Source organism: Parasaccharibacter sp. TMW 2.1884, from assembly GCF_023337695.1.
Taxonomy (GTDB): Bacteria; Pseudomonadota; Alphaproteobacteria; order Acetobacterales; family Acetobacteraceae; genus Bombella; species Bombella apis.
The window spans coordinates 300,238-313,408 of record NZ_QORR01000001.1 but is presented as its reverse complement, the minus strand read 5'-3'; the positions used below and the strand labels follow the sequence as shown (position 1 = coordinate 313,408).

Genomic DNA, 13,171 nt, shown 5'->3' with positions numbered 1-13,171 from the left:
ACAGGACATTTCTTGATCAACACTCCCCGCACCCAAGACTAACCCAAGACCATATGTGAGCCATATGTCCAACCTTCTCCTACGCAAAAACGATCGCACATCACTTTTCATCAACGGGGCCAGCCTGCACCACGCCGCACGCAACCTGGGGTTCGAGGTCGATTTCCTCGCCCTGCGGGATCTTTTCGAACAGCAGTGTTCCTTCCAGCGGGCCTTCTATTATGCGGCCATGCCGGAGACGGAAGATTACTCCCCCCTCCGCCCGCTGACAGACTGGCTGGCCTATAACGGCTATCATCTGGTCACCAAGACGGCACGGGAATTCACCAACCAATCCGGCCAACGCCGCGTAAAGGGCAACATGAATGTCGAGCTGGCCGTGGACCTGATCGAACAGGCCCCCCGGCTGGACCATATCGTGATCGTCAGCGGGGATTCCGACCTGCGCCGTGCCGTGGAGGCCGTGCAGTCCCGTGGTGTGCGTGTCACGGTCATTTCCTCCGTCAAGACGACACCACCGATGATTGGTGACGACCTGCGCCGCCAGACGGACCACTTCGTGGAGCTGGCGGACATCGCCCATCACTTCACCCGCCGCAATGCGGACAACCGGTCCCGTCCTCCCATCCGCCACCCGGCCGATGCCGACGACTATGACGACGAGGAATGATCCTTTTCCAACCCCGCTCCGGCGGGGTTTTTTCATGGCGGCTTTCCATCACGCTTCCGCCATCCCTCTTTAATCCTTACCCGCCCCGGTCCATCTCCCCCGTAAAGACTGACTCAACAAACCCTGAAAGGAACCCGCCCATGTCCATCAAGACCATCGGTTTCATCGGTTATGGTGCCATGGCGTCCCTCATGGGGCGCAATCTGGTCCGGGCCGGATACGATGTCGTCGCTCACACGCCATCAGGCCGGAGCAATGGCGCTGAGGCGGATGTCCCCATGCTGGCCTCTCCCCGCCTCGTGGCGGAAAGGAGCGACGCCATCATCATCTGTGTCCCGAATGACGAGGCGGAGAACACGGCCCTGCATGGCCCGGATGGCCTCCTGGCGGGACTGCGGAGCGGGCAGCTCGTGCTGGACACCTCCACCGTCTCACCGGAACAGGCCGACCACCTCGCAGCCCTGCTGGGTGAGCGCAATGTCGCCGTGCTGGACGCCCCCATGTCAGGCAGCACGCCGGAAGCCGAAAAAGGGGCCCTCATCATGCTGGTGGGAGGCCCGGAAGCAACCGTAACGCTCGCCCGCCCCATTCTGGACCACATCGGCCGCATCACCATCCATGCCGGTCCGGCCGGGAGCGCAGCCCGGCTGAAGCTCGTCGTCAACGGCATCATGGGGGGCACGCTGAACATCATTGCTGAAGGGATCGCCTATGGCCTGGCCGCTGGCGTGGAGCGCAGCGTCCTTTTCGATGCCCTTCAGGAACTGGCCGTCATCAGCCCCCATCACAAGCGCAAGATCGGCATGGGCAAGGCAGGGCATTTCCCCTCCCAGTTTCCAACCCGCCTGATGAGCAAGGACATGGGCCTGCTGATGGAGGCCGCCCGCCGCTGTGGCGTCCCGATGCACGGCATGGCGGCAGCCTCCCAGAATCTGGCCGCCTCCAATCGGAATCATGCTGATGACGATTACTCCGCCCTGATTGCCCGGATGGAACGGGAGGCTGCCAACCGCTGAAAGGTACCCAGCGGTCCTTCTTCCCACTATTGGGACTGTTTTACTCTTTTTTTAAGACACTCCGCCCCACACACCTTGACGTTGCCGCCCGGCAACCATAGCTAGAGGGGGTCATGAATTGGCAGGAGGGATGCCTCCTGCCCCTCATATGTCAAGGAAGATTCACATGGCTTTTGAACTCCCAAAACTCCCCTATGCCGAAAACGCCCTGGCCGATGCCGGCATGTGCCAGGAAACACTGGAGCTGCACCACGGCAAGCACCATCAGGCCTATGTCACAGCCCTGAACGGCTTCGTCGAGAGCAAGCCGGAACTGGCAGGCAAGGCCCTTGAAGAAATCATTGCCCTGTCTCACGCTGATTCCTCCCTGGCCCCGGTCTTCAACAATGCCGGCCAGCACTGGAACCACTGCATCTTCTGGAACTGCCTCTCCCCCAACGGCGGCCGCATCCCCGGTGCGCTGGAGAAGAAACTGACCGAGGATTTCGGCTCCGTTGATGCCTTCAAGGCCGCTTTCAAGCAGGCTGCCACGACACAGTTCGGGTCTGGCTGGGCATGGCTGGTTCTGGGCTCCGATGGCAAGCTCAAGGTCACCAAGACGGCCAATGCCGCCAATCCGCTCTCCGAGGATGAGGGGCGTACGCTGCTGGGGCTGGATGTGTGGGAGCACTCCTACTATCTGGACTTCCGCAACCGTCGTCCGGACTACGTCACCAACTTCCTCGACCGTCTCGCCAACTACGAGTACGCCGAGAGCTGCCTGAAGGGTGCCTGATCGTCCGGCCCACCCGACATGAGAAAGGCCCTGCCACGGTTCATCGTGGCAGGGCCTTTTCTTTATGGTGCCAGCTGGGCATGAAACCCGCTGAGGAACGTTCCCTTACGCCTCGTTGGCAGGCTTGCCCTCACGCCGCAGGATGGTCGTGATCGTACTGCGGATGACCTTCACCTTCACGCCCTGTGCGATTTCCACATCCACTTCCTGCGAATCATCACGGGTGTTCTGTACCGTCCCCACGATGCCACCTGCCGTGACAATCCGGTCACCACGACGCAGGCTGTTCTGCTCCTCCCGCAGTTCACGCTGGCGCTTCTGCTGTGGGCGGATCAGGAAGAAATAGAAGACCACAAAGATCAGCACGAAAGGTGCATACTGCACAAGCGCTGCCGAACTGAAGGCGCCGCCATTGGTACCGGCATCAGCGGCATAAGCCGTGGAAAAAAGAATATTGTGCATAGGTGGTGTTGGTTCCATCTTGATGAGATAATTGTGGACCATATCGTGCCAGACCGTCACGTCAAGCTCATTACACAGGAAGACCATGCCAGCAACCGCTCTTCTCCCTCTCCTGACCCGCATTGCCGAAAGTCTGGAACGCATGGCTCCTCCACCAGCAGACCCTGCCATGCTGGATGACCCCACGCAGGACAGCTTCATCTGGCAGGGCGGGAGCGGCCATCTGCTGCCCATCCCCCACATGCAGGCCGTCCCGCTGAAGCTGCTGAAGGGCATTGACCGGCAGATCAGGCAGGTCATGGGCAACACACGCTTCTTTGCCCACGGACTGGCAGCCAACAACGTGATGCTCTGGGGTGCCAGAGGCATGGGCAAGTCCTCGCTCGTCAAGGCCTGTCTTCTGGCCGTCAATGAGGAACAGCGCAGGAACGGCCACCCCCCGCTGGCACTGATAGAGATTCCACGGGATGACCTCGCCACCCTGCCGCAGCTTCTGGCCCTGCTGCGCCGCACCTCCCGCCGGGTCATCCTGTTCTGTGACGATCTCTCCTTCGAGACGCAGGATGCGGATTACAAGTCCCTGAAATCGGTCCTGGATGGAGGCATCGCCGGACGGCCTGACAATGTGCTGGTCTATGCCACCTCCAACCGCCGTCACCTCATGCCGCAAAACATGATCGAGAATGAAGCGGGGGATGCCATCAACCCGGGCGAGGCCATCGAGGAGAAGGTGTCCCTCTCCGACCGGTTCGGCCTGTGGATCGGCCTCTATGGTGCCTCCCAGCCCCATTATCTCAGCATCATCGATGCCTATGCGGAGGAGAGGCAGCTCCCCATCGCTAGGGAGGAGCTGCACCGGCGTGCCCTGCAATGGGCCATGCAGCGGGGCAGCCGCTCCGGCCGGGTCGCCTCGCAGTTCATCACCGCCCTGAGTGCCGAACTGACCGAAGAAGCCCGCTGAACGGCAGAACGGCCCGCCTGAAACCAGAGCGGGCCGTTCTTCATGCTGCGGACCAGTCAGAAGGCTGCACTGATCGTTCCGAAATATTCCCGTGTCGCCCCGCGCTCCAGGGACTGGTAATCCCCCACGGGCGGGTTGTTGTTCTCACCCATCATGGCGATATATTTGTTGTTGAACAGGTTGTAGACGTTGAAGCTGACCGTCAGGTCCCGCACGCCTGCCAGTTTCCTGAACGTATAAGTCACCCCCGTATTGGCCAGCCAGTAGCTGCCGATTGAGGTGTCGTTCATGAAGCTGTAATACCGCCTGCCAAAATAGTTGGCATCAAAATGTGCATTCAGCCCACGCCATGTATAGGCAATGGAAGCCTTGTACATCCATGCCGGGTAATTGACGATGTTCTTGCCCTTCAGCGGGTAATAATTCCCGGCACTGGAGGTCACGTTCCGGTCATAGGTGCCCTTGTTGTAACTGAGCGTATTGGTGATGATCAGCCCCGGCAGGGGACGGACGGACACGCTGCCATTGGCCCCCGTCATGGAGATGCGCCCGAAATCGAATTCTTCAGAAATCGGATTGAACATCGTTCCCCGTGCCCCGGCCAGAAGCTCGTGCATCAGGGTGGAGTGATAGACGGTCGCATCCAGCTGCACGATGGAGGACGTGAAACGATACCCCCCCATGTAGGTCCAGGCCCGGGCCGGTTTGGTCTGCGCCTTCTGCCGCAGGAACTCCTGCTGGTTGGGCACGGAGAAGAGCGAGTTGGCCACACCCGTGCCGGAGACCTCATAGGCCCGCATGTTCTTGGAGACGTCGATGTAGAACTCGTTCTGCCGGTTCAGACGCCAGTCCAGATTGAAATGGGGCAGGAAAGCTCCCGTGGCATGAAGGGAGCCGGAGGGCAGGCCACCGGCATCCAGAGCCGCCCATGAGTCGTCATTCTCATGCCCGCCACCGGATGTCTGGGAGATCAGGGAGCGGAAACCCGCTGTCAGCGTCAACCCCTTGAGGATGGTGTAGGTGTCCTGAAGGTGGGTCTGCACCACATTGGTACGCCATCTGAAATTATAGACCCGGTCGGCCGGCCCATACACATTGTAAGGCCCGACCGCCTTGACGGGCGCACCCGCCCCCAGCTCCGGCTCCAGATAATTGTAAAGCCCGGCGGTCTGGTTGTTGTTCTCGTACCAGACACCCGTATTGATCCTGTGATGCCCCCAGCGATAGTCCAGACTGCTGTTGATGCCGAAACGCTGCTGGCTGTTCTTCCAGACTTCCTGATAGAGCGGCACGCCATTCGGCGTGGCGACCTGAAGGTCAGGGTCCTCCGAAGCGGCGGATGCGGCAGCCGTGTAGCTGTAATTGCCGGACTGGGCATGACCATAGGCCGTGGTATGCCATGTCAGATGGTCCGTCAGGGCAAGATCAAGATTCAGGCCACCCAGAAAATTGGTCTCATGCTGCCCACCGTCATAATAGGGCATCTGACAGGCATTCACCTGCCCGTTGGACCCCGGATAGGCCATGAAATTGTTCGGGCTGTTATTGCACTGCTGCGCCCACTGATAGGCCTTGCCGTAATCCGGGTAGAGATGCGGGACACGCCAGCCCAGATTGTTGATCATCCCCAATGAGAGGTCCGGATAGTTCTGCTGCTGAAGGTCCGTCCAGTCGAAGAAGGCCGAAACCCTGCTGCGCTCGCCAAGCGGCTGCACCAGCTTGGCATTGACCTGCTGAAGGAACTGGTCCCCCTTCCCCTCCCACATGCCTTCATCCGTACGGGCGTAGGAGGTGTAGAATTTCGTGCCGGATTCATTCAGACGGCCGGAATCAAACCGGGCATAGGTGCGATAAGACCCGTAACTGCCAAAGGCCTGGCTGACCTTGCCCCCCAGCCTGTCGGATGGATCGCCGGAGGTGAAACGGATGGTCCCGCCCAGCGTGTTGGTGGACGGCACGTCCACGCCACCTCCGCCCTGCGACATCGTCATGCTGCCGATGTCATCAGGAATGATGGCCGAGGCAAGGCTCAGACCATTGACGGACTGGTAGGTCTGGTCATTCAGGGGAATGCCATCCAGCGTCACGCCCAGCTGGTTCATGAAAAAGCCACGGACGTACAGATTCGCCCCGAAACTGTCGATTCCGAACGGGTCCGTGGAGGTGAAGCTCACGCCCGGCATACGGTCCAGTGCCTTGTAGGGGCTGGTCCCGGGCACATATTCCTTCATCACGCTTTTCGGTACGACCAGCTCCGCCGCCCGGCTGACGTGCGAGGCGTGGACGGACAGGCTCTGCACCCCATGAGCAGACACATATTTCGGCCTGTGATGGCTGGCCGCCTTCACACGCCCTGCACCAGTCCCTGCCGCTGCTGCCTGGTTTCCACCCTTGCCTGTCATATCCCGGCGACTGCCATGCCGGTGCCCCGTCAGGGTGTGCCCACCATGCTGTGCGGCAGAAACACCTGCCGTTTTACCAGCGGAACTCACCGGAGTTGATGAACGGGTCTGGGCAAAGGCAGTTCCACTCCCCATTCCCAGAAAAATGGCAGCAGAGGACAGAAGAAGATGGCGGCGCAATGCGTCTGGCACTCCCAACAATATTGGCACACAATAAAAAGCCCATGTCAGGGTTGTCTCCCTGTCAGGGCAGCTATCAACTCATGTTATGGTGGACTTCCTACAGAGCAGCAGCCTCTGCCGCAAAGGTTATGACGTTTTTTTAACGTTTCCTCTTTCCCCTGTGACATAAAAGGCGCATTTTCAACTGGCATCCCATACAACAGGACACTCTGGATACGGAGCCTCTGATGACCTCACCTTTCCGTCCCCACACTCTGCTTGTCGTGGCAGCCATCCTCATCCAGCCGGATGGCTCTGTCCTGCTGGCACAGCGGCCGGAGGGAAAAACCTTTGCCGGACTGTGGGAATTTCCCGGTGGAAAGGTGGAAGTACCCGAATCCCCGGAAACCGCCCTGGCACGGGAGCTCCATGAGGAGCTGGGCATTACCGTTCAACCCGACCGCCTGGAACCCTTCACGTTTGTCAGTGAAGACTGTGCTACCTTCCACCTGCTCATGACGCTCTATCTTGTCCGGGAGTGGGAGAATGACCCTGTCGGGCGGGAAGGCCAGACACTGGCATGGGTGCCTGCCTCAAGGTTGGATAAATACCCCATGCCCAAGGCCGATGCCCCTCTTGTTCCCCGTATTCAGGCCCTGCTGGGCTGACATGGACGAAAGGGGCCCTCGAAAGCCCCTTTCCTGGCAGGTCTACCCTCAACAGACGAAGGATCAGACACCTTCCAGCACGAAACTGTGCTGCGGATTGCCCGGAACGTCCGTCCGGAACGCAAAAATGCCACCAGCCTGCGGCTGGGCTGCCAGCTCCTCGGGGTCCAACCCCTTGCGGGCTGTCGTCACGAACACGGTCCTGTAATCATCCCCACCAAACGCCACCTTCGTGACATTGGCGACCGGCAGGACAATCGGGTCCATCATGGTGCCATCCGGGCGGAAGCGGGTGATCTGTCCCCCTGCCCATGTCCCGCACCAGAGATTGCCCTCGCTGTCCGTCACAACCCCATCTGGATACCCTTTGGTGAAAGTGGCAAAAATGCGCTTGCCTGTCAGGCGGCCATCTGCTGCGACATCAAAGGCGTAGATACGCTGCCGGGGACTGTCGCAGGCATAAAGCACCCGACCACAAGGTGACAGGGCCGGACCGTTGGAAACGGTATAACCACTATCCCAATGTGAGATATCCAGCTGGCCGTTCCTGTGGTCAACCCGGTAGAGAGACCCGCTCTCCCGACTTTCCCCGTCATCCATCGTACCAAACCAGATGCGCCCCCGCTGGTCGACACAGCCATCATTCAGCCGGTTCCCCTCATCGTCCGGCTCGATGACGCAGGCCCGCTCGAAATAGCCTTTTTTCACATCAAACCGATGCAGACCATCCGGCAGACCGGCCAGAAATGTCCCGTCACTGACAGGCAGAAGAAAACCCGTACGATTGGGAGCATCCCAGCCTGACAGGGAGCCATCCGTCAGGCTGTACCGATGAATGCGGTGGCTCACAATATCGACAAAATAGAAAGAATTTTCTGCCTTGATCCAGACCGGCCCCTCCCCCAGCACTGCTCGAAACTCTGACAGGCACACGGGCTTATGGTGTTCCAGCTTCACAGGCATCTCTCCCTTTCTAAAAGGCCATACCCTCCCATATAATGAAGAAGGTTCAATTTCCACACCCCCGGATGCCACGCCCGAGGGCCCCAAGCCCGCAGAAAAACAATGCGGCCAGCACCAAGGTATTACAGGCTCATGGCTCCCCGTACTGCATGTTTTCTTGTCATCGGCAATGAAATCCTTTCAGGCCGCACGCAGGACGCCAACATCCGTGTCCTGGCCCAGGCCCTGAATGGCCGAGGCATCCGGCTTCTTGAAGTCCGGGTCATTCCCGACATCCCGGAACACATCATAACCACCATCAATGACTGCCGGGCCCGATTCGATCTTCTCTTCACCAGCGGCGGCATCGGCCCCACCCATGACGACATTACCGCTGCATGTGTGGCCGAGGCCTTTGGGGTCCCCCTGACATGCCATGAAAAGAGCTTCCACCAACTGGAAGCCCTCTTCCCGGCGGGAGAATTCAACAAGGCCAGACAGCGCATGGCGTGGCTGCCCAAAGGCGCCACACCCATAGAAAACAGCGTGTCCACAGCACCCGGGTTCTCGTTGGGCAATGTTCATGTCATGGCCGGAGTCCCCCGCATCTTTCAAGCCATGGTGGGCTGGCTCATGCCACGTCTTGAGGGCGGAGCTCCACTGACCAGTGCCAGCTGGTACAGTTACAATGTCTATGAAGGCGATCTTGCCGAGGCACTCACGGCCATCCAGCATGACTTCCCTACACTGGATATCGGCTCCTACCCGTTTGACGAAGGACAGAAGCGGGGTGTGGCCCTTGTTGCAAAAGGCTATGACGCTGAGGCTGTCACCTTGGCTGGGGCGGCCCTGCGCACCCTTCTTGCCAGCCTGGGCTTCACCCCCCTGGAGGGAGATCCTCCACGAGGAGCCTGAAAAAAAAGCCGCCTAAAAAGGCGGCTTTCCCAAAAACTCCATATCAGTCAGGCGGAACGGTCAGCCTACCCGTGTCATTTCCAGATAACGCTCCCGACGCCGGGCCAGCAGCTCTTCCTTTGAGAGCCCCTGGACGGAGGCCAGTTCTGCAGCAATGGCCTCACCCACGCGATTGATGGCTTCAGCAGGAAGACGCTGGGCGCCCCCCACCGGCTCATCAATCACATGATCGATCAGACCAAGTTTTTTCAGATCCTGCGCCGTCAGACGAAGCGCTTCGGCAGCGGCTGGCGCCATCTTGGGGTCACGCCAGAGAATGGAAGCGGCCGCCTCGGGAGAGATGACAGAATAAATGGCATGTTCCAGCATCAGAACACGATCGCCTGCGGCAATGGCAATGGCACCACCAGACCCGCCCTCGCCGATCACCGTAGCGATCAGCGGAACCTTGACCTGAAGGCAGGTATCAATCGCCCGGGCAATCGCCTCTGCCTGCCCGCGGGCCTCGGCATCAATCCCCGGCCACGCACCGGCCGTATCCACGAATGTCAGAATCGGCAGGCCAAAACGCTCTGCCATGCGCATCAGACGCTGGGCCTTGCGATACCCTTCCGGTCGGGCCATGCCAAAATTGTGACGGAGACGACTCTCCGTATCAGAACCACGCTCGGTCCCGATGACCACGACCGGCTGCCCACGGAAACGGGCCAGCCCCCCTACAAGAGCCTGATCATCCCCAAAAACACGGTCCCCGGCGAGCGGGGTATAATCCGTCATCAGCGACTGGATGTAATCCAGCGCATGAGGCCGCTGTGCGTGACGGGCCACCTGCACTTTCTGGAGAGGGGTCAGCTTGCTGTAGAGCGTGCGGAGCTGCTTGTCCGCTTTCTCCGCAAGGCGGGCTGTCTCCTCATCAATGTTCAGACCATCCAGACCAGCGCCATCCTCCTGGCGACCAACCTGACGAAGTTCACCGATCTTGGTCTCAAGCTCGGCAACCGATTTTTCGAAATCTAGGAACTGGCGCATGTTCTGCCCGATAGCACGCAAACAGGACGCAAGACAGCCCTAAATTGACACGAAGCAGGAAAACTCTGCCGGAGCCGGCTATCACCCCCGCTTTCCCGCCTCCCCGCTCTGCCTGTCCTGCCCCAGGGGATGATGCTGGCGGACAACTTCTTTCAGCCGCTCCGTCATGACCTGCGTGTAAATCTGGGTCGTCGTGATATCGGCATGTCCCAGCAGCACCTGAAGCGCCCGCAGGTCCGCCCCCCTGTTGAGCAGGTGGGTCGCAAAGGAATGACGCAGCACGTGCGGGCTGACACGCAGGGGGTCCAGCCCGGCCTTGAGCGCACAGGCATGAAGTATCTTGTCGAATCCCTGCCTTGTCAGTGGCTTCCGGGGATTGCGCCCCGGGAACAGCCACGGGCTGTCCAGCACGGCATCATAGGCCAGCAGCGCCTCTGCCGCTTCCCTGGCTGCGCTGGAGAAAGGCACGAGCCTTTCCCGCCCGCCCTTGCCCCGCACGGGCAGCATGCCGCCTCTCTGCCGGACACAGCCCGCTGGCAGGCTCAGAAGCTCGCTGATGCGCAGGCCTGTCGTGTACAGCATCTCCAGCGCCACACGGGAGAGAAGGTCCCGGCGCAGATCCGCATGGCCGCAGGTGCCCTTTTCCAGAAGTCGCCTGACCTCATCCTCACTCAATGGATGAGGCAGACCACTCTGATAGCGGGGAGATGCCTGCCCGGCGGTCAGCTCGTCCGCCCGCACGCCCATCTGGAGCATGAAACGGGCAAACTGCCGAAAGCAGGAAAGACGGCGGGCCTGTGTCCGGGCGGAAATGCCACGGCGCCCCTGGTCGGCAAAATAGGCCTGTACACTGCCCCGGGATACATCTGCCAACGACAGGGGCGCACACCAGCAGGCAAAATCTTCCAGATCAGCCCGATAGGCCGCTCTCGTCTGCTCTGCTGCTCCCCGTTCTGCCACGATGGCCTCAAGAAACGCCTCTATCAGGGCAGCAGATTCTGCAGGGCAGCGCCGGACCTCCCGCCCGTCCGTCATGAGGGCCGCTCCTCAATGCCCTCCAACAGGTGGAAGCTCCGGCAGGCCCGGGGCCGCCTTCTGGGCAGAGGTGGCAGGGGACACGGCCTGCGGTGTCAGGTCACGATGCACCATCACCGGTGCCGGGGGCTGCGTATCGTGAGCCGTCAGGACGTACCCACCCCCCACCAACACCACAAGAACCAGCAGGACCAGCACCAGACGGGCAACGGTTTTCATAAGACGGCTCCATGTCAAAGGATACGTCCCGTTTATAGAAGGATCATCCCGTTTTAAAAACCCTCTTCTCTTCCACCGGAGACACACTCTCCCAGAGACATGGGCGATGAGAGACCTACCCCACCTCTCTCACCCGTGATAGAGGGACAGCATGTCCCCTTCCTTGCACGCCCCGCAGCCAGCCAGACCACCGTTCCGCATCATTGTCCTTGTCGGCCTCATGGGGGCCGGAAAAACGACTCTGGGACGGATGCTGGCCCAGCATTATGGCATCCCCTTCATCGATACCGATGCCGAGATCGAAAAAGCCTCCCGCCAGAGCATCCCGGAAATCTTCGCCCACCATGGCGAAGCCCATTTCCGTGCCGGGGAACATCGGGTCATACGCCGCCTCCTGAAGAACGGCCCCTGCATTCTGGCCACCGGTGGTGGCGCCTGGATGCATCCGCAGACCCGTGCCCTCATCCACAAGGCAGCAGATGTCTGTGCTGTCTGGCTGCATGTCCCCATGGCTGTCCTGCTCAGACGCCTGCTCAACAACCGTGGAAGCCGCCCCCTCCTCGCCCAGGGCGACCCGGCGGCCACCCTGCGTCAGCTCGCCACCGTGCGGTATCCGCGCTATGCCGAGGCAGACATCATTATCGACTGTGGAGATGAAAGCGTGGAACAGGCCACCCGGACCATTACTGATACCCTTGCCAATACGAGTCTGCCCCATCATGTCCCGGTTGCTCTCGCCGGCCACAGTTATGAGGTTCTCATCGGCCGTGAGCTGCTGGCGCAGGCGGGCCTGCGGATAAAGCCCCATCTGCCCAATGGCCACGCCATCATCCTGACCGACGAGACAGTTGCCACCCATCATCTGGCCACGCTGGAACGCAGTTTCCGTGAGGTCGGCATCCGCTTTCACACCATCATCGTGCCTCCGGGAGAGGGCAGCAAATCTCTCGCCCGTTTTGAAGCCGTCATGGAAGAAATGCTCGAACGGGGCATCGAGCGTGGCACCACCGTCATTGCCCTGGGTGGGGGGGTCATTGGTGACCTTGCCGGATTTGTGGCGGCTACGGCGCTGCGCGGGATTCCCTTCATCCAGATTCCCACAACATTGCTGGCACAGGTGGACAGTTCTGTCGGAGGCAAAACGGGAATCAATGCCCGGGCCGGAAAGAATCTCATCGGAGCCTTCTGGCAGCCCCGGCTCGTGCTGGCCGATACGGAAACGCTGGCCACTCTCCCCCGCCGCCAGCTCGTGGCGGGTTATGCAGAAATCGTCAAGGCAGGCCTCATCGCTGATGCCGAACTGTTTGCCTGGTGCGAAGCCAATGGTCAGGCCGTTCTGGAGGGAGAGCCCGGGAAGCTGGGTGAAGCTGTCCGCCGGGCCTGTGCCTTCAAGGCCGGAGTCGTACAGGACGATGAACGGGAGCAGGCAGGATCAGGCGGTCGGGCCCTGCTCAATCTGGGCCACACCTTCGCCCATGCCTTTGAAGCCGAGTTCCATTATGACGGCCGCCTCCTGCATGGGGAAGCCGTCTCCATCGGCCTGCACATGGCCCTGGCACTGTCCGTCAGGATGGGGCTTGCCCCCGAGGATGACCTGGCACGGCTTGACACCCATCTCCACGCCCTGGGAATGCCCGCCGGTGCAGCAGACCTGCCCCACGGCCTCAGTACGGAAACCCTGCTGAACCACATGGGCCGGGACAAGAAGTTGCGCGACGGGAAGATCACCTTCGTTCTGCTCCGCGGAATCGGCATGGCTTTCACCTGCCGTGATGTCGCCATGGATGATGTCCGGGCCCTGCTTCTGGCTGAAGGTTTTGCCCCCTGATACCGCCACATTCCAGCCTTTATTCCGATAATGTGTTGTATTGGTCACAGTGTATGTTCCATCGCAAACGCAGGGCGGAAAACCTCT

The 13,171-nt window shown here is 60.4% G+C and carries 13 protein-coding genes; 7 read left to right on the top strand and 6 right to left on the bottom strand.

Annotation, left to right across the window (positions count from 1 at the left end; all coding sequences use genetic code 11):
* The first annotated feature begins 64 nt into the window (after positions 1-64).
* The 3 genes from DTI93_RS01360 (at position 65) to DTI93_RS01350 (ending at position 2,461) form a co-directional block, all read left to right on the top strand.
* Positions 65-670 (top strand): NYN domain-containing protein, encoded by a 606-nt coding sequence (locus DTI93_RS01360; protein WP_103765397.1) that lies wholly within the window; start codon positions 65-67, stop codon positions 668-670.
* 140 nt (positions 671-810) lie between these two features.
* A complete protein-coding gene (locus DTI93_RS01355; protein ID WP_249079403.1) occupies positions 811-1,686 on the top strand; it encodes an NAD(P)-dependent oxidoreductase in 876 nt (291 codons plus the stop codon).
* Between the two features lie 166 nt (positions 1,687-1,852).
* On the top strand, positions 1,853-2,461 hold the full coding sequence (locus DTI93_RS01350) for a superoxide dismutase (protein ID WP_043560695.1): 609 nt from the start codon (positions 1,853-1,855) through the stop codon (positions 2,459-2,461).
* Positions 2,462-2,566: 105 nt separating this feature from the next.
* Here the strand turns inward: DTI93_RS01350 and yajC are convergent, their stop codons facing one another.
* Positions 2,567-2,923 (bottom strand): preprotein translocase subunit YajC, encoded by a 357-nt coding sequence (yajC, locus tag DTI93_RS01345; protein ID WP_043561439.1) that lies wholly within the window; start codon positions 2,921-2,923, stop codon positions 2,567-2,569.
* Positions 2,924-3,008: 85 nt separating this feature from the next.
* On the opposite strand from yajC, the gene DTI93_RS01340 reads away from it, so the two are divergent.
* On the top strand, positions 3,009-3,884 hold the full coding sequence (locus DTI93_RS01340; protein WP_081563002.1) for an ATP-binding protein: 876 nt from the start codon (positions 3,009-3,011) through the stop codon (positions 3,882-3,884).
* 56 nt (positions 3,885-3,940) lie between these two features.
* Here DTI93_RS01340 and DTI93_RS01335 read toward each other — a convergent pair whose 3' ends face one another.
* Positions 3,941-6,478, bottom strand: a complete 2,538-nt coding sequence (locus DTI93_RS01335) for a TonB-dependent receptor (RefSeq protein ID WP_249079401.1) — start codon at positions 6,476-6,478, stop codon at positions 3,941-3,943.
* 218 nt (positions 6,479-6,696) lie between these two features.
* Here DTI93_RS01335 and DTI93_RS01330 point away from each other — a divergent pair, with 218 nt between their 5' ends.
* Positions 6,697-7,116, top strand: a complete 420-nt coding sequence (locus DTI93_RS01330; protein ID WP_349292519.1) for a (deoxy)nucleoside triphosphate pyrophosphohydrolase — start codon at positions 6,697-6,699, stop codon at positions 7,114-7,116.
* 63 nt (positions 7,117-7,179) lie between these two features.
* On the opposite strand, the gene DTI93_RS01325 is transcribed toward DTI93_RS01330, so the two are convergent.
* Positions 7,180-8,073, bottom strand: coding sequence for an SMP-30/gluconolactonase/LRE family protein (locus DTI93_RS01325; protein ID WP_249079400.1), 894 nt, complete (start codon positions 8,071-8,073; stop codon positions 7,180-7,182).
* Between the two features lie 138 nt (positions 8,074-8,211).
* Between DTI93_RS01325 and DTI93_RS01320 the strand changes: the two genes are divergently transcribed.
* On the top strand, positions 8,212-8,973 hold the full coding sequence (locus DTI93_RS01320; protein WP_249079398.1) for a molybdopterin-binding protein: 762 nt from the start codon (positions 8,212-8,214) through the stop codon (positions 8,971-8,973).
* 60 nt (positions 8,974-9,033) lie between these two features.
* Here DTI93_RS01320 and DTI93_RS01315 read toward each other — a convergent pair whose 3' ends face one another.
* The 3 genes from DTI93_RS01315 to DTI93_RS01305 form a co-directional block, all read right to left on the bottom strand.
* Positions 9,034-10,002 carry an acetyl-CoA carboxylase carboxyltransferase subunit alpha gene (locus DTI93_RS01315; RefSeq protein WP_043560709.1) on the bottom strand — a complete coding sequence of 323 codons (969 nt, stop codon included), beginning with the start codon at positions 10,000-10,002 and terminating at the stop codon, positions 9,034-9,036.
* 81 nt (positions 10,003-10,083) lie between these two features.
* Positions 10,084-11,037, bottom strand: a complete 954-nt coding sequence (locus DTI93_RS01310; protein ID WP_081562999.1) for a tyrosine recombinase — start codon at positions 11,035-11,037, stop codon at positions 10,084-10,086.
* A 12-nt stretch (positions 11,038-11,049) separates the two neighbouring features.
* Positions 11,050-11,256 carry a hypothetical protein gene (locus tag DTI93_RS01305; protein WP_043560710.1) on the bottom strand — a complete coding sequence of 69 codons (207 nt, stop codon included), beginning with the start codon at positions 11,254-11,256 and terminating at the stop codon, positions 11,050-11,052.
* A 151-nt stretch (positions 11,257-11,407) separates the two neighbouring features.
* On the opposite strand from DTI93_RS01305, the gene aroB reads away from it, so the two are divergent.
* Entirely contained in the window at positions 11,408-13,084 is a 1,677-nt protein-coding gene (gene aroB / locus DTI93_RS01300) for a 3-dehydroquinate synthase (protein WP_249079396.1), read from the top strand.
* Positions 13,085-13,171: the final 87 nt, after the last annotated feature.